This window comes from Microbacterium hydrocarbonoxydans (genome assembly GCF_000956475.1).
GTDB lineage: Bacteria > Actinomycetota > Actinomycetes > Actinomycetales > Microbacteriaceae > Microbacterium > Microbacterium hydrocarbonoxydans_A.
Genome location: NZ_JYJB01000010.1, coordinates 1,051,217 through 1,068,908 on the forward strand (window position 1 = coordinate 1,051,217; position 17,692 = coordinate 1,068,908).

The 17,692-nt window shown below is 69.1% G+C and carries 19 protein-coding genes; 8 read left to right on the forward strand and 11 right to left on the reverse strand.

All coding sequences use genetic code 11. The features are described 5' to 3' along the window. Positions 1-29: 29 nt before the first annotated feature. From RS84_RS17615 to RS84_RS17625, 3 genes are read right to left on the reverse strand one after another with little or no spacing between them, the layout of a single operon-like run. Positions 30-1,214: a MalY/PatB family protein gene (locus RS84_RS17615; RefSeq protein WP_045259013.1), complete on the reverse strand. Its 1,185-nt coding sequence runs from the start codon at positions 1,212-1,214 to the stop codon at positions 30-32. Between the two features lie 15 nt (positions 1,215-1,229). Then, positions 1,230-1,880, reverse strand: a complete 651-nt coding sequence (locus RS84_RS17620; RefSeq protein WP_052676448.1) for an alpha/beta family hydrolase — start codon at positions 1,878-1,880, stop codon at positions 1,230-1,232. A 16-nt stretch (positions 1,881-1,896) separates the two neighbouring features. Then, on the reverse strand, positions 1,897-2,595 hold the full coding sequence (locus RS84_RS17625) for a general stress protein (RefSeq protein WP_045259014.1): 699 nt from the start codon (positions 2,593-2,595) through the stop codon (positions 1,897-1,899). 88 nt (positions 2,596-2,683) lie between these two features. Between RS84_RS17625 and RS84_RS17630 the strand changes: the two genes are divergently transcribed. From RS84_RS17630 to RS84_RS17645, 4 genes are read left to right on the forward strand one after another with little or no spacing between them, the layout of a single operon-like run. Beyond that, positions 2,684-3,946, forward strand: coding sequence for a magnesium transporter MgtE N-terminal domain-containing protein (locus RS84_RS17630; RefSeq protein WP_045259015.1), 1,263 nt, complete (start codon positions 2,684-2,686; stop codon positions 3,944-3,946). Then, positions 3,946-4,449 carry a DUF1003 domain-containing protein gene (locus RS84_RS17635; RefSeq protein WP_045259016.1) on the forward strand — a complete coding sequence of 168 codons (504 nt, stop codon included), beginning with the start codon at positions 3,946-3,948 and terminating at the stop codon, positions 4,447-4,449. The genes RS84_RS17630 and RS84_RS17635 overlap by 1 nt, the downstream gene beginning before the upstream one ends. Further along, entirely contained in the window at positions 4,446-5,564 is a 1,119-nt protein-coding gene (locus RS84_RS17640) for an Mrp/NBP35 family ATP-binding protein (protein ID WP_045259017.1), read from the forward strand. Before RS84_RS17635 ends, RS84_RS17640 begins: the two co-directional genes overlap by 4 nt. 44 nt (positions 5,565-5,608) lie before the next feature. Beyond that, a complete protein-coding gene (locus RS84_RS17645; protein WP_235281523.1) occupies positions 5,609-6,049 on the forward strand; it encodes a YcxB family protein in 441 nt (146 codons plus the stop codon). A 17-nt stretch (positions 6,050-6,066) separates the two neighbouring features. Here RS84_RS17645 and RS84_RS17650 read toward each other — a convergent pair whose 3' ends face one another. After that, positions 6,067-6,453 carry a translocase gene (locus tag RS84_RS17650; protein WP_045259019.1) on the reverse strand — a complete coding sequence of 129 codons (387 nt, stop codon included), beginning with the start codon at positions 6,451-6,453 and terminating at the stop codon, positions 6,067-6,069. A gap of 88 nt (positions 6,454-6,541) precedes the next feature. Here RS84_RS17650 and RS84_RS17655 point away from each other — a divergent pair, with 88 nt between their 5' ends. Continuing rightward, the gene (locus RS84_RS17655; RefSeq protein ID WP_045259020.1) at positions 6,542-7,177 is read left to right on the forward strand and encodes an O-methyltransferase; all 636 of its coding nucleotides are present in this window, start codon (positions 6,542-6,544) and stop codon (positions 7,175-7,177) included. Positions 7,178-7,268: 91 nt separating this feature from the next. Here RS84_RS17655 and RS84_RS19030 read toward each other — a convergent pair whose 3' ends face one another. The 3 genes from RS84_RS19030 to dapE all read right to left on the reverse strand — a co-directional run bounded on the left by RS84_RS19030 (position 7,269) and on the right by dapE (position 9,809). Beyond that, the gene (locus RS84_RS19030) at positions 7,269-7,442 is read right to left on the reverse strand and encodes a DUF3117 domain-containing protein (protein ID WP_017203323.1); all 174 of its coding nucleotides are present in this window, start codon (positions 7,440-7,442) and stop codon (positions 7,269-7,271) included. Between the two features lie 94 nt (positions 7,443-7,536). Then, the gene (locus RS84_RS17660) at positions 7,537-8,754 is read right to left on the reverse strand and encodes a hypothetical protein (protein WP_045259021.1); all 1,218 of its coding nucleotides are present in this window, start codon (positions 8,752-8,754) and stop codon (positions 7,537-7,539) included. Continuing rightward, positions 8,736-9,809, reverse strand: coding sequence for a succinyl-diaminopimelate desuccinylase (gene dapE, locus RS84_RS17665; protein WP_045259022.1), 1,074 nt, complete (start codon positions 9,807-9,809; stop codon positions 8,736-8,738). Before dapE ends, RS84_RS17660 begins: the two co-directional genes overlap by 19 nt. A gap of 67 nt (positions 9,810-9,876) precedes the next feature. On the opposite strand from dapE, the gene dapD reads away from it, so the two are divergent. Further along, the gene (dapD, locus tag RS84_RS17670) at positions 9,877-10,830 is read left to right on the forward strand and encodes a 2,3,4,5-tetrahydropyridine-2,6-dicarboxylate N-succinyltransferase (protein WP_045259023.1); all 954 of its coding nucleotides are present in this window, start codon (positions 9,877-9,879) and stop codon (positions 10,828-10,830) included. Between the two features lie 24 nt (positions 10,831-10,854). On the opposite strand, the gene RS84_RS17675 is transcribed toward dapD, so the two are convergent. Beyond that, positions 10,855-11,424 carry a TetR/AcrR family transcriptional regulator gene (locus tag RS84_RS17675; RefSeq protein ID WP_045259024.1) on the reverse strand — a complete coding sequence of 190 codons (570 nt, stop codon included), beginning with the start codon at positions 11,422-11,424 and terminating at the stop codon, positions 10,855-10,857. 136 nt (positions 11,425-11,560) lie between these two features. Here RS84_RS17675 and RS84_RS17680 point away from each other — a divergent pair, with 136 nt between their 5' ends. Together RS84_RS17680 and RS84_RS17685 are read left to right on the forward strand one after the other, a co-directional pair. Beyond that, complete coding sequence (locus RS84_RS17680) at positions 11,561-12,961, forward strand: MFS transporter (protein WP_045259025.1); 1,401 nt, start codon at positions 11,561-11,563, stop codon at positions 12,959-12,961. Positions 12,962-13,122: 161 nt separating this feature from the next. Further along, positions 13,123-14,517, forward strand: a complete 1,395-nt coding sequence (locus tag RS84_RS17685; protein WP_045259026.1) for a DEAD/DEAH box helicase — start codon at positions 13,123-13,125, stop codon at positions 14,515-14,517. Between the two features lie 126 nt (positions 14,518-14,643). On the opposite strand, the gene RS84_RS17690 is transcribed toward RS84_RS17685, so the two are convergent. From RS84_RS17690 to dapC, 3 genes are all read right to left on the reverse strand, one after another. Then, complete coding sequence (locus tag RS84_RS17690; protein ID WP_045259027.1) at positions 14,644-15,117, reverse strand: SRPBCC family protein; 474 nt, start codon at positions 15,115-15,117, stop codon at positions 14,644-14,646. 12 nt (positions 15,118-15,129) lie between these two features. Continuing rightward, a complete protein-coding gene (locus RS84_RS17695; RefSeq protein ID WP_082062249.1) occupies positions 15,130-16,425 on the reverse strand; it encodes a citrate synthase in 1,296 nt (431 codons plus the stop codon). 153 nt (positions 16,426-16,578) lie between these two features. Then, positions 16,579-17,691, reverse strand: coding sequence for a succinyldiaminopimelate transaminase (gene dapC, locus RS84_RS17700; RefSeq protein WP_045259028.1), 1,113 nt, complete (start codon positions 17,689-17,691; stop codon positions 16,579-16,581). Position 17,692: the final 1 nt, after the last annotated feature.

The following is a 17,692-nucleotide window of genomic DNA, read 5'->3' on the forward strand; positions in this document are numbered from 1 at the left end:
CGCGGTGATGGTCCGCGGATACCGGCGCCTCAGACGCCGACCGGAACCCGGTGCCTCGCCAGCGCCGCGGCCATCTGCCGCACCGCCTGCTCGATGATCGGGCGGGGCGTCGCGAGGATGAACCGCAGGAACCCTTCTCCTGCGGCTCCGCATGCGATGCCGTCGGTCAGCGCGACACCGGCCTCCTCGCGGAAGAAGTCGGCCGGCGAGCCTTCGATGCCGAGCCCGCGCGCATCGAGCCACGCGATGTAGCTGCCCTCGGCCGGCGTGTAGCCGATCGCGGGGATGTGCTCGGCGAGCAGCTCTCCCAGCAGGGTGCGGTTGCCGTCGAGGTAGGCGTGTGTGTCTGCGAGCCAGTCACGGGCATCGTCGTAGGCGGCCGTGTTCGCGATGATGCCCGGATTGCTCGCGAGCAGCTCGTTGCGCGTCACGACCGGCGTCGCCCACGTCGCAGCATCGGCGTCGTTACTGAGGATGACCTGCGCGGTCTTCAGGCCTGGCAGGTTCCACGCCTTCGACGCACTGGTCGACGTGATCGTGTGGCCGGCCGCGGCTTGACTGATGCTGGCGTACGGGATGTGCCGGTGCGGGGCGAACACGAGCGGTGCATGGATCTCGTCCGCGAACACGCGGCCGCCGTGCCGTTCGACGATCTCCGACACCGCGAGCAGCTCCTCGCGGGTGAACACACGCCCGACCGGGTTGTACGGGTTGCAGAGGATCAGCATCCCTCCGCCGTCGGCGAAGGCACGATCGAGGCCGTCCAGGTCGAACACGTAGCGGCCGTCCTCGAGGAGGAGCGGGACCTCGACGATCTCGCGGTCATGCATGGGCGGGATCTTCAGGAAGGGCATGTACGCGGGCGTCGGGAGCACGATCTTCGACCCGGGAGCCGTGAAGTGATCGATCGTCGCCCGCATCGCGATGAGCACGTCGCCGACCGGCCTGATCCGCTCCGGCGGCACGTCCCACGAGTATTCATCGCGCAGCCACCGCGCCGTCGCCGCCGACATCGACGACACGAGCTCGGGCGTCGGATAGCCCACGAGCGCCTCGACCGATCGGGTCAGCGCGCTGCTGATCTCGGGCGCGACTCCGAAGTCCATCTCGGCGATGAACGCGCCGATGGCCTCAGGGTACGTCGACCACTTGTAGCTGCCGCTCGCGCGCAGCTGGTCGATCGTGATGGCGTCGAAGTCAGATGAGGTGCTCATACACCTCTCATGGTGTCAGCGAGCGATGAAATCCGACACGAATGTGACCAACGATGACCCGATCTCGGAGGCGGGGCGCTTGTGCCCCTTCACCTCGAAGGTGTGCCCGCCGCCCTCGACCCAGACCACCGTCGCGTCCTGGCACGTCGCCACGACCTCCTCGAACTGCGACACAGGCTGGATGAACGGATCGTTGTCGCCCTCGATGAACAGCTGCGGCACCGCGATCGAGGTCAGGTGCTCGGCGCGCGGCTTCTCGGGCTTGCCTGGCGCGTGCAGAGGGTAGCCGAGATAGACGAGACCCGCGACGTGCATGCCCTCGGCGACGGCCATGGATGCCATGCGTCCGCCGTACGACTTGCCCATCGCCCACACATCCGCTGCAGCATCCTGCGCCCTGGCGAACTCGACGATCGCGCGCCACGTCGCGATCGCGTGTGCAGCCGGACCCGGCATGCGCCTGCCGAGCTCCACATACGGGAAGTTGAACAGCAGAGTCGAGAAGCCGCGCTCCTGCAGGGCCGAGCCGAAGCCGGTGAGGAAAGGATGCTCCCTGCCCGCCCCGGCGCCGTGCGCGACGATCGCGGTGACGCCGTTCGATCCGGGCTGCCAGTCGGCCGACACCGTCGCTGTGCCGGTCGGCAGTTCGACGGCGATCGAGACGATCACGGGCGGATGCCGGTCACTGCCGAGGTTCTCCGGATTCGTCGAGCTGCGGGGCGCTGCCGGCCTCCGGCGTCGCCGGATCCTGCACCGCCGGTTGTGCCTGCTCGGGCTGCGAGGTCGGCGGCACGGGGTCGGCGGGGCGAGGCGGGATCACGGGCGCGGCCGGGGCGGCTGCGCCCGGTGCGGGGATGCGCTCGCCGTACCGCGGCGGCTCGTCGAGGTCGACCGGCGGCCGCACCACGGTGGTCTGCGGTGCGGTACCCAGCACTCTCCGGGCCTTGGCGACGGACGCCGGCTGGACCGTGACCTCATAGTGGTCGGCGGCGAACTGCGTCACGCTCGCGAAGTCGCGGCGCCGGCGGACGATCGCGTACGTGACCAGGCTCATGAGCATGCCGAGGGCCACCCCGATGAAGACGAAGCCGACGAACAGCTGCATGGGCACGTCGGGGTTGCCGAGCACGAGGATCGCGGAGAGGAACAGGCCGATCAGCACGCCGTTGATCGCACCCGAGCGCGCGGCAGCCGCATAGCCGAGACGACCGGTGATCCGCTCGACGGTGCGCACGCTCTGTCCGATGATGGCGATGTCACGCGCGGGGACCTCTTCGGCGATGAGTTTCGACACCGTCTTCTGCGCGCTCTCGTAGTCGCGCACCGAGGCGACGGTCTCGCCGGTGTCGGCGCCTGCTGCAGGACGATTCATCATGCTCATCCGGCCATTGTTCCACGTCCCTCTGAGCGCCGGCGCGGAACAACGACCATGGGCACCCGCGAACAGGGCCGCGCACTACGCTGGAACGGTGAGCACACAACGGGTATTCGCCGCGCGCCTGGCAGGGTGCGCCGTCTTCGACCCCGTAGGCGACCGGCTCGGCAAGGTCCGGGACGTCGTCGTCGTGTACCGAAGTACCGCGGCCCCTCGAGTGATCGGCCTGGTGGTCGAGATTCCCGGTCGCCGCCAGGTTTTCCTCTCGATCGGACGGGTCAGCTCGATCCGTGCAGGGCAGGTCATCAGCACGGGTCTCATCAACGTGCGCCGGTTCTCGCCGCGAGCCGGCGAGGTGCGCATCCTGGCCGAGATGCTCGGCCGCAGGGTGAACCTCGTCGACGGCACAGGCACAGCCGTGATCGAAGATGTCGCGATCGAGCCGAACCGCCTGGGCGAATGGGCGATCAGCCAGCTGTTCCTGCGGCGTCCGAAGACCAGCGCGTCTCCGTTCGCGAAGGGGCCGACGACCTTCGCGGCGTGGAACGACGTCTCGGAGCGACGCGCGCCCGGCGAATCCCAGTCCGCCGAGCAGCTGGTCGCCTCGTACTCCGAACTGCACGCGGCCGATCTCGCCACGACCCTGCTCGATCTGCCGCAGCAGCGCCTGATCGAGGTCGCCGAGGAGCTCTCCGACGACCGCCTCGCCGATGCGCTCGAGGAGATGCCCGAGGACGATCAGGTCGACATCCTCGACCGTCTCGGTGATGAGCGCGCCGCCGACGTCCTCGACGAGATGGAGCCGGACGACGCGGCCGACCTGCTCGCGCAGCTCCCGCCTGAGCGGCTCGAGCACCTGCTCGCCCTCATGGAGCCGGAGGAGGCGGAGGACGTCAGGATGCTGCTGCGGTACGGCCCCGATACCGCCGGCGGCCTGATGACCCCTGAGCCCATCATCCTGTCGGCGGATGCGACGGTCGCCGAGGCGCTCGCGCTGATCCGCCGCCACGAGCTGCATCCCGCACTCGCCGCGGCCGTCTTCGTCACGCTGCCGCCGTTCGAGACGCCGACGGGCCGCCTGCTCGGGATGGTGCACTTCCAGCGGATGCTGCGCTATCCCCCGCACGAGCGCCTCGGGGCGATCGTGGACGACAGCCTCGAGCCGGTTCCCGTCACGGCATCCGCCGCGGAGGTCGCCCGGATGCTCGCCAGCTACGACCTCGTGTCGCTCCCCGTGATCGACGCGGCGCACCGTCTCGTCGGAGCGATCAGCGTCGATGACGTGCTCGACTATCTGCTGCCCGACGACTGGCGCACGCATGACGACGACGAGCAGCCGGCCAAGGAGGTGCGCTGATGGCCAAGAACAGCGCACGCCTCGACGCGCCGCTCGGCCGCGGCACCACGCGCCAGCGGCCCGCCTCCCGCGATCGCTTCGGCAGGTTCACCGAGTGGATCGCACGCGCCATGGGCACTCCCGCGTTCCTGTTGCTGCTCAGCCTGTTCTGCGTGCTCTGGATCGGCTGGAACACCCTCATGCCCGACAGCGTGCGCTTCGACGACGCGGCACTCGGCTTCACGGCGCTCACCCTGATGCTGTCACTGCAGGCGTCGTACGCCGCTCCCCTGATCCTGCTCGCGCAGAACCGCCAGGACGACCGCGACCGCGTGCAGATCGAACAGGACCGGCAGCGCGCCGAGCGGAACCTCGCCGACACGGAGTACCTCGCACGAGAGATCGTCGCGCTGCGCATGTCGCTCGAGGAGCGCAACTCGCAGGTCGTGACGCGCGATGTGCTCCGCCAGGAGCTGAAGGCACTGCTCGCAGAGCTCGACGATCACGACGACAAGGCCTCATGACGACTCAGGATGCTGTCCGGCAGGCGGTCGCCGCCGTCACCGACCCCGAGCTGCGCCGGCCCATCGGCGACCTCGACATGGTGCGCGACATCGTCGTCGACGGCTCGACGGCGCGGGTGTCCATCGTTCTCACGATCGTCGGGTGCCCGGCCGCCGCGCGCATCGAGTCCGATGTGCGGGCGGCCGCAGCATCCGTTCCCGGCATCGAGGAAGCCGTCGTCGAGGTGGGCGTGATGACCCCGGGTGAGCGCAAAGCGCTCACGGAGAAGCTCCGCGACGGGCGACCGGCCAGACAGATGCCGTTCGGTCCCGACTCGCTCACCCGCGTGATCCTCGTCTCCAGCGGCAAGGGGGGCGTCGGCAAGTCCACGATGACGGCCAATCTCGCGGTCGCTCTCGCGGAGCAGGGGCTCTCGGTCGGGCTGGTCGACGCCGACGTGCATGGCTTCTCGATACCGGGGCTGCTCGGCATCCCTGCGGGCACTCAGCCGACCCGCATCGACGACCTGATGCTGCCCCCGGTCGCGTACGGGGTGAAGACGATCTCGATCGGCATGTTCCTGCGCGACGGCGAGGCCGTGGTCGCCTGGCGCGGACCCATGCTGCACCGCACCGTGCAGCAGTTCCTCACCGACGTGTTCTTCGGCGACCTCGACATCCTGCTGATCGACATGCCCCCTGGCACCGGTGACATCGCGATCTCGATCGGGCAGATCCTCCCTCATGCCGAGGTGCTGGTCGTCACCACGCCACAGGCTGCGGCCGCCGAGGTGGCGATCCGCAGCGGCCTCGTCGCCCGTCAGACCGGCCAGAAGGTGATCGGGGTGGTCGAGAACATGGCGGCGCTGACGCTTCCCGACGGCACCTCGATCGACCTCTTCGGCTCGGGAGGCGGTGCGGCCGTCGCCGAAGCCCTCTCCGCGGATGCTCCGGTCGAGCTGCTCGCGTCGATTCCGCTCAGCCCGGCCTTGCGAACCGGTGGCGACAGCGGCGTGCCGGTCGTGATCGGCGAGCCGTCGGATGCCGCCGCTGCGGCGATTCACGATCTCGCCCGCACCCTGAGCGGTCGCGGGCGGGGCCTCGCCGGACGCTCGCTGCCGATGCGGGTGGGCTGATCGTGCCTTCGTCTTTACGGATCGACGACACGCTGCTGCGCAGGATGGCGAGAGATGCGTCGTTCTACTCCCTCACGCGTCCGTGGGCCCTCGTGATGTGGGCTGTTCTCGCAGCTGCTCTCGCGACGAGCATCGTGAGTCTCGGATCAGCGGGGACGGATGCCGATGTGCTCACCGCCTGGATGCCGGTCGCCGTCGTCGCGCTGGCGGCATACGCCGTCTGGCTGACCGTCGTGAACGCCCGCCGGGCGGTGCGCGCCGCGATGCCACCCGAGACCATCGTGTGGGTAGAGCTCGGCGAGCGCGCGCTTCTCATCGGCGCGGACAAGCGCCGATCGGAGATTCCGTACGACGAGTTCCAGAGCATTCGAGCGGGTCGCGATGCGGTGCTGCTGAAGGTGCGCGGCGCCTCGGTCGTGACGGCTGTGCCTCGCCCGCTGTTCACCGACGAAGACCTCGCGACGCTGCGTGCCAGGATCGCCTGATCAGCGAACCTGGGCTGTCACGTCGCTTCGGAGTCGAAGGGCGGCGGGCTCGTACGGGAGAACTCGTGCCGCTCGATCGGCGGCCGCACCGGGAAGGCGCTCGCAGCGGGCTCGACGAGGGCTGTGGCGGCCTTGACGGGGGCCGGATCGTCTTCGAAGAGCGCGTCGCGGATGATGCGCCGGGGGTCGTACTGCCGCGGATCGAGCTTGCGCCAGTCGACATCCGTGATCTCGGGACCCATCTCCTCGCGCACACGGGACTTCGTGTCACGGAGCAGCTCGCCGCCGCGACGGACGAGCTTGGCGAATGACTCGGCATACCGCGGCAGACGCTCGGGACCGACGAGCAGCACGGCGATCAGGCCGATCAGCAGCATCTTCTCGAAGGTGAGCCCGAATCCCATCTCCCCAGGCTACCGCCGCGCCTGCCCTCTCGCCGCACGCTGAGCGCATACGCTGAGAACACACACATCCAGGTGGGAGAAAAGGGCCATGAGCGAGCACGACGCGAACGCGCGTTTCATCCGCGAATCCATCGTCGAGCCTGCATCCATCGCCCGCGCCCGCGCGCACGCGATCGAACTCGGCGCGGCGCCGGTGAGCGCGGCCGTCGGATCGCAGATCGCCGTCCTCGCCGCCGCGACCGGCGCGCGCTCGATCGTCGAGATCGGCACCGGCGCCGGCGTCTCGGGCCTGTGGCTGCTGCACGGCGCCCCGCAGGCGGTGCTCACCTCGATCGACAACGAGCCCGAGCATCTCGCCGCCGCACGCCAGGCATTCGCCGATGCCCGGGTGCCCGCGACGAAAGCCCGGTTCATCACGGGGCGCGCGGCCGACGTACTGCCGCGCATGAACGAGGCGTCGTACGACATCGTCCTGATCGACGCAGACCCGGAGAACGTGATTGAGTACGTCGAGCACGGGCTCCGCCTCGCGCGCACCGGAGGCATGGTGCTCGTCCCCCGGGTGCTGACGGGAGGACGCGTCGCGGACCCTGTGCAGCGCGACGAGATCACCTCCGCGTACCGGTCGCTGATCCAGGAGACGCAGGAGTCGTCCGCGGTCCTCGCCACCGTCTCCGCCTCGGGCGAAGGCCTGCTCCAGCTCATCAGCGTCGACAACGACTGAGCCGTGAACGACGAAGGAGGGCGGCGGATCCGAAGATCCGCCGCCCTCCTTCGTAGCACTCGCCCCTTGGGCTGCTGAGCCTGTCGAAGTATCAGGCCGGCGCCACGACAGCGGCGAGCACGTCGTGAAGCTCCTTGGCCTCCGCGTCGTTCACGGAGACGACCAGACGCCCACCGCCTTCGAGCGGGACGCGCACGATGATGAGTCGTCCTTCTTTCACAGCCTCCATGGGTCCGTCTCCGGTCCTCGGCTTCATCGCTGCCATCGTGGCTCCTTTTCCTCGGTGGTATGGAACCAGTTTATCGGGTGTTACTGATGCCAGGAGTTCGCATGTGCATAAATGCATCAATCATTAACATTCACGGCACCTGCCAGTAGGTGCTGCCGAGGGCGTAGACGAAGTGGATCCATGTCCATTGGCCGATCAGGCACGCGACCAACACGCATATCCGCCAGACACGCGAGCGCGGCACGGCGACCGCGCCCCACAGCGGGGAGATCGGAAGGAGAAGCCGGAACGTGCTCGACTGCGGAAAGAAGACGGCGAGCAGATAGAGCAGGTAACTCGCGCTCCAGAGGCGGATGTCGCTTCCCAGCGCTCGCACGTGCCGCGAGTAGATGAGCGCCCCGCCGCTCGCCACGACCAGTATCGCGAGCGCGATCGGTCCCCAGGACTGCGGGAGTCCCCATTCCCCGAACCAGAACTGCGACGCCTGGATCCATCCCTCGAAGGGGATGAACCCGTCGACTCCCCCGAGTATCCAGTGGCGTCTCCAGGCGAGCTCCGTGGCGAGATACGCCCCGTGGTCGCCCGTGGCGATGCCCGCGATCACCTGCCAGGCGAAGCCGCACAGGGTGGCGAGCGCACCCGCGGCGACGATGTGGACGACGTGAGCGGCGGGCAGCGGATCGTCTCGCCGACGATACCAGCGCAGGATGCCGTGGAGCCCGAGGAAGAGGGCGAATGCGAGGACGCCTGGACGCGTGAACGCGAGAAGGGGAACCAGCAGGTAGAGACGTGCATACCGCCGCTGAGCGACCGCGTCGAGCGCGAGGAAGAGCAGCAGCAGGAAGAGCGTCTCCGCGTAGCCGACCTGGAACATCGCGGCCACGGGGCCCGAGGCGAAGAAGACGACGGCCCATGTCGCGGCTGAGCGTCCGATGTGCGCGCGCAGCAGCCGGTGCAGAACCAAGCAGGCGAGATACCCCGCGACGAAGGAGATCAGGAATGCTCCGAGCCCCCACGAGCCGAACGGCAGCCCGACGGCCTTCGCGGCGTATGCGTAGATCGGCATGAACGCCCAGGTGTTCTCTGCGATCTCGCCGGTATCGGTCAGCGGAAGCGTGGCGGGGTACCCGTAGTCGGCCACCGACCAGTACCACTGCGCATCCCAGCCCAGAACGAAGTCGGCCAGCCCGGGCTGCACGCCGAAGCGCGACAGGGAGGTGGACTGCGTCGCCGCGACCACCAGGAACCCCGTGGTGACCGCGCGTGCGCACAGATAGATGACCGCGATGCGCAGCGCGAGCGGCGCGCCCGCCCAGCGGCGGGAGGCGGTCAGCGCGAGCTGAGCCATGCGCGCAGCCCGCGTTCGACGGCGTCGATCTGCGAGAGCGGCACTCGCTCCTCGTCGTGGTGAGCGAGGTGCGGGTCGCCTGGGCCGTAGTTCACGGCCGGGATCCCCAGCGCCGAGAATCGGGCGACATCGGTCCAACCGTACTTCGGCCGCGGCTCTGCACCGACTGCCGTGACGAACTGCCGGGCGATGTCGACGTCGAGTCCGGGACGAGCACCTTCGGCGGCATCCGTGATCTCCACCTCGAAGCCGTCGAGGATGTTGCGCACGTGCGCCTCCGCGTCTGCGGCCGACTTGCTCGGTGCGAAGCGGTAGTTGATCTCGACCTCGCAGTAGTCGGGGATCACGTTGCCCGCGACGCCTCCCGCGATCCGGACGGCGCTCAGGCTCTCCCGATACACCAGTCCCTCCACCTCCACGGAGTGGGGGCGGTATTCGGCGAGCCTCGTGAGGATGGGCGCGGCGGCGTGGATCGCGTTCTCGCCGATCCACGCTCGCGCCGCGTGCGCGCGCACGCCGTGCGTGCGCACGACGGCCCGCAGCGTGCCGTTACATCCGCCTTCGACCTCGCCGTTCGACGGCTCACCGAGGATCGCGAAATCGGCGGCGAAGAGATCGGGTCGAACAGCCGCGAGCAGAGCCAGTCCGTTCTTCGAAGCCTCGACCTCCTCGTTGTCGTACCACATCCAGGTGATGTCGACCACAGGATCGGTGAGCTCGGCGGCGAGCTTGAGCTGCACGGCGGTGCCCGCCTTCATGTCGACCGTGCCTCGTCCCCACAGATACGGCACGCCATCGAGCTCGATGTCCCGGACCGGCACGTTGCCATTGATCGGCACTGTGTCGATGTGTCCGGCGATGGCCACACGCTGTGCGCGACCGAGGTTCGTCCGGGCGACGACGGTGTTGCCATGGCGGATCACCTCGAGGTGCGCGGATGCGGAGATCGCATGCTCGATCTCGTCGGCGAGAAGTCGCTCGTCGCCCGAGACGCTCGGGATGTCGCAGATCGCGCGAGTCAGGTCGACGGAGGACGAGGTGAGATCGAGCGGCATGCCGTCAAGCCTACTCAGACCGACATATGCACAGAGCGCGAGCGCACGGCGCGCTAGCGTTGTCTCCATGACTGACGCGCGCACAGCATGGGGTACAGGACTCACGACGATCGCGGGCGATGGCACCGTTCTGGACGCCTGGTTTCCCGAGGTGGCCACGGGCGAGCCGGATGCTGAGGCTGTCGCCGCCGCGCTGAGGGCGGTCGAGGCGCTCGCCGGACCGGATGAGCGCCGCAACGTCACGGTCGAGACCGTGCATCTGGTGATCGACCTCGATGCGGCGCCCACCTCCACCGCCGATGCCTATCTGCGCCTGCACGCCCTGTCGCATCTCGTCGCGCGCCCGAACGAGGTGAACCTGGACGGCATCTTCGCGCACCTTCCCACCGTCGCGTGGACCAACGCGGGCCCGGTGCACCCTGATGACGCCAACCGCCTTCGCCCGGCGCTGCAGCGCGCCGGCATCCAGGTGCAGGGCCTGGACAAGTTCCCGCGGCTGACCGACTACGTCCAGCCGTCCGGCGTCCGCATCGCGGACGCGTCGCGGGTGCGACTCGGCGCGCACCTCTCCCCCGGCACCACCGTCATGCACGAGGGCTTCGTGAACTTCAACGCCGGAACCCTCGGCGCCTCGATGGTGGAGGGGCGCATCTCGCAGGGCGTCGTCGTCGGCGACGGCAGCGACATCGGCGGCGGCGCGTCGATCATGGGGACTCTCTCCGGCGGCGGCCAGCACCGCGTCTCGATCGGTGCCCGCACGCTGCTCGGTGCGAACTCCGGCATCGGCATCTCGCTGGGCGACGACTGCGTCGTGGAGGCCGGACTCTACGTGACGGCGGGGACGAAGATCGTCCTCGTCGACGGCCCGCGCACCGCGGACGGCGGCCGCACGAGCGTGAAGGGCGCCGAGCTGTCCGGGCGCGACGGCCTGCTGTTCCGGCGGAACTCGCTGAGCGGCGCGGTCGAGGCCGTTCAGCGCGCAGGCGTCGGAGTGACTCTCAACGAGGCCCTGCACGCCTGAGCGCGACGCCTGCGATCGGGCTGATCAGGCTCGGAGAGAGTCGATCGCAAGATCTATCAGGCGGCGGCGCTGCTGCTCGTCGTCCGCGCGCACGGCACTGACGGCCGATACGAGCTTGACGACGTCGCTCACCGAGAGCTCCGGCTTGACATCGCCTGAGGCCTGAGCGTTCTTCACGAGCGAAGAGCCTGCGCCGAGAAGGCTGGCCTTGCAGTCCGCGAACACTCGCGACTCGCCGTTGAGTCCGGCCAGAAGCGCGTGCTTGGTGCCGACGTACTCGACGAAGCGGTCGAGCCACGCGCGCAGCGCGGACCACGGCTCGAGATCGGCCACGTCGTTCGCGGCGAGGATGAGAGCTTCGACCTCACTGAGATAGATGGTCTCGATCAGGTCGTCCCTGGTCGGGAAGTTCCGGTAGAGCGTGCCGATGCCGACGCCCGCTCTCCGGGCGATGTCCTCGAGCGACGCCCCGGCGCCGTCTTCGCCGAAGGCCTCCCGTCCGGCCGCGACAAGAGCATCGAAGTTGCGCGCCGCATCGGCTCGGCGCGGACGCCGTTCGTCCAGAGTGGGCGCTGCCACCAGCTCAGCGGTCATCGATCGATCCTTCTGCCGTCTCCACGAACCTCTTGCAAAGCGGAGGCTCCCTCCGGTAATGTCAATCCGGAGGGCACCTCCGCTCGGAGGCCTCCTTCCACTTTAGCAATCTTTCGCACGAACTCGGAAGGGATCCATGTCCCGCACATCCACCCCCGCTCTGGTCGCGATCGCCGTCGCGGTCTCCTCCATCGCTCTCCTCCAGAACCTCGTCATCCCTCTCGTGCCCCTCGTGCAGGCAGAGTTCGGCATCACCGCCGACGCCGCCAGCTGGAGCATGACCTCCTGGCTCATCGCCGCGGCGGTCGCCACACCGACCCTCGGCCGCATCGGCGACCTGAAGGGGCGACGCGCAACCTTCCTCGCCACGCTCGCCGTCGTCGCGATCGGCGATGTGATCGCCGCGATCGCGCCGGACCTCACCGTGCTCATCATCGCCCGCGTCATGCAGGGTGTCGGAGGAGCCCTGTTCCCGCTCGCCTACGGGCTTCTCCGCGACGCCCTCCCCCGTGAGCGCGTCACCGGGGCGATCGGCATCGTCAGCGCCGTGATCGGCATCGGCGGCGCGGCCGGCACGGTACTCGCCGGCCCCATCGCCGACCTGGTCGGTTGGCGCGGAACCTTCGCCGTCCCGTTCCTCGTCGCCGTCGTCGGAGGCTTCCTCACCGTCACCTCCGTGCGCGACTCCGGCGCGCGCGCTCATGGACACGTCAATGCGGTCTCGTCACTGCTGCTGTCGATATGGCTCGTCGCACTCCTGGTTCCGCTCAGCATCGGGTCGCGCTGGGGATGGACGGCACCGGCGACGCTCGCATTCTTCGCCGCAGCCGTTCTCGCTTTCAGCGGATGGATCGTGCGCGAGCTGCGCTCGTCCGAGCCGCTGGTCGATCTTCGCCTGCTCGCCTCGCCCGCGATCTGGCCCGCCAACGCCGCCTCGCTCCTCATCGGAGCCGGCACCTTCGCATTCTGGGGATATCTGCCGCAGTTCCTCGAACTCTCCACAGAATCCGGCGGCATCGGGTTGTCAGTCGGCGACGCCGGGCTGGTGCTCGTTCCCATGCTCATCGGCATGAGCGGCATCGGCTTCGCAGCCGGAGCGCTGAACCGCATCGTCTCGCTGCGCACCATGCTGGCCACTGGCGCGATCCTGATGGCCGCGTCCGCAGCATCCGCCGCCTTCGCCCACACCTCGCCCTGGCAGCTCGCCCTGGCAGGCGCCGGCTTCGGCATCGGCTGCGGGCTCGCCTACGCGGCATCGGCGAGCATCGTGGTGCAGAGTGTGCCCGCCGACGTCGTCGGCGTCGCGACAGGGGTCAACGCCAACCTTCGAACGATCGGGTCGGCGATCGGCTCGGCGGCGACCGGCGCGATCGTCTTCGGCGCGGCCGCGCATGGCTCCAGCGGCGGCTTCGCGACGGCGTGGATGCTGGTCGCCGGATGCATGCTCGTGGCGGGGCTCATCGTGTGGATCGTGCGTGCGCGGGTCGTCCGGACCACCACGACGACACCGGTCGCGCAGCTGGCCGACGTCAACTGAGGTAGGATAGACGAGATGTCGGGTTCCGGCATCTCGTCGCCTTTCCCGCTTCCCTGGGCGCGGAGCTCCAGCTCCCCCTCGTGTCACGGTCTCTGAGCGGCGACCTCATGCGTCACGTTCGACGCCCTTATCCGACCGTGTCACGGTCCAGGAGTTACTTCATGCCTTCCTTCCTCGATCTCGGCGTGCCCGCCGACCTCGCCGCTGTCCTCGCTCAGGACGGCAAGACCGAGGCGTTCGCGATCCAGCGCGACACGCTTCCCGATTCCCTCGCCGGGCGCGACCTGCTCGGCCGCGGCCGGACCGGCAGCGGCAAGACGATCGCCTTCGCGCTCCCCCTCGTCTCCCGCCTCGCCGCGTCTTCTCGCAAGAGCCGCCCCGGCCACCCGCGTGGCCTCGTCCTCGCCCCGACGCGCGAGCTCGCCACCCAGATCGCCGCGACCATCGCGCCGCTCGCCGAGGCTGCTGGTCTGCGCGTCACGACCGTCTTCGGCGGAGTCAGCCAGCGCCCGCAGGAGCAGGCGATGCGCAGCGGCGTCGACATCGTCGTGGCGTGCCCCGGCCGCCTGGAAGACCTGATGAAGCAGAAGGTCGTCCAGCTCGACGCCGTCGAGGTCACCGTGCTCGACGAGGCCGACCACATGGCCGACCTCGGATTCCTCCCGGGGGTCACGCGCATCCTCACCGCCACGCCCGCCGGCGGTCAGCGTCTGCTCTTCAGCGCGACCCTCGACCGCGGCATCGACACGCTTGCACGCCGCTTCCTCTCGAACGCCGTCAGCCACGAGGTCGACGAGGAGAGCGTGCCGGTCGGCGAGATGACTCACCGCGTGCTCGTCGTCGACTCCACCGAGAACAAGACCACCCTCGTGCGCGACCTCGCCTCAGGCACCGGTCGCCGCATCCTCTTCACCCGCACGAAGCACCAGGCGAAGAAGCTCGCCAAGCAGCTGACCGCGGCAGGAATCCCGGCGGTGGACCTGCACGGCAACCTCTCGCAGAACGCTCGCGAGCGCAACCTCGGCGCGTTCTCGTCCGCCCCTGAGGACGGCGGGGTCCGCGTGCTCGTCGCGACCGACGTCGCGGCCCGCGGCGTGCACGTCGACAACGTAGACCTCGTGGTCCACGTGGACCCGCCCATGGAGCACAAGGCGTACCTGCACCGCTCTGGCCGCACGGCACGCGCAGGTGCCGCGGGCACGGTCGTGACCGTCGTCCTGCCCGAGCAGCGCCGCGATGTGAAGGATCTGCTCCGCAAGGCCGCCATCACGGCACCGCTCGAGGATGTCACCGCCGCCGCCCTCACCGAGCTTGTCCCCGAGCGCGCGGCGCACGTGCGTCCTGCTCCGGTCCAGGCTCAGCCGCAGCGCCAGGCCAAGCAGCGCCCGGCCGGAGGAGAGCGCAGCGGAGCATCCACTCCCCCTGCCCGCCGTCGTCGCTCCCGCTCGGGTCAGGGCGGCCAGGGACAGGCCGGAGGCGCCTCCCGCCAGGGCGGCCAGGCCCGCCAGGGCGGCCAGGCCCGCCAGGGCGGCGGCCGCAGCTACCAGGGTCGCTGACGCACTCTTCGTTCACAGCGCCGACGCCCCACCTGGCCGTCGACGCCCCCTCTGACCGACGTCAGTGCAGTGGGGCGCCGACGCGCAGGTGGGGCGTCGACGTCTGAGCGGGCTGCCGCTCGGACGTCAGCCCTCTCGAACGGCCTGAAGCACGACGGGATCCGAACAGCCGCGCACGAAGCCCGCGAGCCTGCGACGGATCTCGAAGCCGAGCACGCGCACGCCGATCCACTCGGCGATCGGGGCGAGCCAGGCCGGCCGGCAGGAGAAGTTGTACTTCCAGACGGCCAGCGTCCCCTCAGGAACAGCGGTGAACCGCCAGCCACCGCCGAGCTTCTCGAAGAACCAGGGCCCGCGCTCCATCACCATCCCGACGTTCGTCGGCGGGGCGTAGGAGACGTAGCGGCTCACCATCACGAAGCCGAGCCGCTGACGGGTGAACGTGCGCACGTCCTTCGCAGCGGCATCCGCTCCGTCGAGGAAGTGCTGTGTGCTGATGAAGGGATCCCACCTCCGTCGCACGACGCCCGTGGTCTGGGACACGGCGAAGGCCGTCGCCGGATCCACCGGGACGACGGCCTCAGCGCTCACGACGGGCATGGCCGCCGCGGCTCAGCGCGTGGGGAACTGGCGCTCGGGCGAGCCGACGTACAGCTGCTGCGGGCGACCGATCTTGGTCTGCGCGTCGAGGTTCAGCTCGCGCCACTGCGCAAGCCAGCCGGGCAGGCGTCCGATGGCGAAAAGGACCGTGAACATGCGCGTGGGGAAGCCCATGGCCTTGTAGATCACGCCGGTGTAGAAGTCGACGTTCGGGTACAGGCGACGCTCGCGGAAGTAGTCGTCCGCCAGCGCGAGCTCCTCGAGCTCCTTGGCGAGGTCGAGGAGCGGGTCTGAGACGCCCAGCGAGGTCAGCACCTCATCGGCCGCGGCCTTGACCAGCTTGGCCCGCGGGTCGTAGTTCTTGTAGACCCGGTGCCCGAAGCCCATCAGCTTCACGCCCTCTTCCTTGTTCTTCACCCGCTCGACGAAGCGCGCGACGCTCTGACCCGAGTCGCGGATCTGACCGAGCATGGTGAGGACGGCTTCGTTCGCCCCGCCGTGGAGCGGGCCGGACAGCGCCTGGATGCCGGCCGAGATCGACGCGAACTGGTTGGCGCCGGTGGAGCCCACAAGCCGCACGGTCGAGGTGGACGCGTTCTGCTCGTGGTCTTCGTGCAGGATCAGCAGAAGCTCGAGGGCCTTCGACATCACGGGGTTGATCTCGTAGGGCTCGGAGTGAACGCCGAAGTTCAGCTTGAGGAAGTTGTCGACGAAGCTCAGCGAGTTGTCGGGGTAGAGGAACGCCTGACCGAGCGCCTTCTTGTGCGCGTACGCCGCGATCACCGGGAGCTTCGCGAGCATGCGGATCATGTTCAGCTCGACGTGCTCGGGGTTGCTCGGGTCGGTCTGGCCCTCGTAGTAGGTCGAGAGCGCCGCGACCGCCGACGACAGCACCGACATCGGGTGAGCCGTGTGCGGGAGGGCGGAGAAGAAGTGCTTGAGATCTTCGTGCAGGAGGGTGTGCCGACGGATCTTGTCGTCGAACTCGGCGAGCTCGGATGCCGTCGGCAGCTCCCCGTAGATGAGCAGCCACGCCACCTCGAGGTAGCTGGTGCTGCCCGCAAGCTGCTCGATCGGATATCCGCGGTAGCGGAGGATCCCCTGGTCGCCGTCGATGAAAGTCACCGACGACTTGGTCGAGGCGGTGTTCACGAAGCCGTAGTCCAGACCGGTGTATCCGGTCTGACGGGTCAGGGTCGAGAAGTCGATGCTGTCGTGTCCGGCGGTGCCCCGGACGATCGGGAAGTCTGCGACGGTGTCGCCGATCGTCAGCTTCGCCGAAGCCTGCTGCTCTGCCCCTGCGCTCACGCGGGCCTCCTCAAGAGTGTTGATCAAGCCGAAGTGGCGATGTCACGGCGCAGAGCGCCAGGTCGGGTCACGACCGAATCGCCTTTACAGCCTAGTAGGCGCACCGGCCAACTGTGACAATCGTCAAAAGAAGCACAGATGCAGTGAGGGAATCTATAGATTCGCCGCGGACAGGCGTCGCGCCGCCTCGCCGATGCGCTCGCTGGGGGCTGTGAGAGTGAGACGCACGTGCTTGTCCGAGTGGGCTCCGTAGAAGGGCCCCGGCCCCGCGAGGATGCCGAGCCCGGCGAGCCGATCCATGCTCTCCCAGGCGTCGCGCCCCTCGGTCGCCCACAGGTAGAGCCCCGCCTCGGAGCCGTCGATGCGGAACCCCGCGGCTTCCAGGGCCGGGCGCAGCACATCGCGGCGGCTGCGGTACAGCTCTTTCTGCAGGCGCACGTGCTCCTCGTCGCGAAGCGCCGCCGCCATGGCGTGCTGCACGGGAGCCGGAGGCATGAGTCCGAGGTGCTTGCGGGCGGTGAGCAGCTCGCCGACGATCTTGGCGCATCCGGCGATGAAGGCCGCCCGGTACCCTGCGAGGTTCGACTGCTTGCTGAGCGAGTACACGCTCAGCAGGTTCGCCCGGCTGCCACCGGTCACCCGCGGGTCCAGAACGGACGGAACCGGCTCGGTCGCCCATCGGCCGTCCCAGCCCAGCTCCGCGTAGCACTCGTCGCTCGCGAGCACGGCTCCCAGCTCTCGGGCGCGGTCGACGGCGACGCGAAGCTCATCGAGAGTCCAGGTGCGGCCGTCGGGATTCCCGGGGCTGTTGATCCAGATCAGCTTCGCGCCCTGGGGCCACTCGGCGGGGTCGTCGATCGCGACGGGTGTCGCGCCTGCCACGCGGGCTCCCACCTCGTAGGTCGGATAGGCGATGCGCGGATGCACCACGACGTCGCCCTCTCCGAGACCGAGCAGTGTCGGCAGCAGCGCGACGAGCTCCTTGGATCCGATGGTGGGCAGGACGTTCCCGACAGCGAGATCCGGAACGCCTCGGCGGCGGGCGTACCAGTCGACGATGGCCTCGCGGAGGGCGGGCGTGCCGACGGTCTGGGGGTACGCGTGCGCGTCAGTCGCCTCCGCAAGGGCTCGGCGCACGACCTCCGGCGTCGGATCCACGGGAGATCCGATCGACAGGTCCACGAGACCCTGCGGATGCTGCGCGGCACGCTCACGGAAGGGGACGACGGCGTCCCACGGGTAGTCTGCGAGGTCGCGGACGCTCACC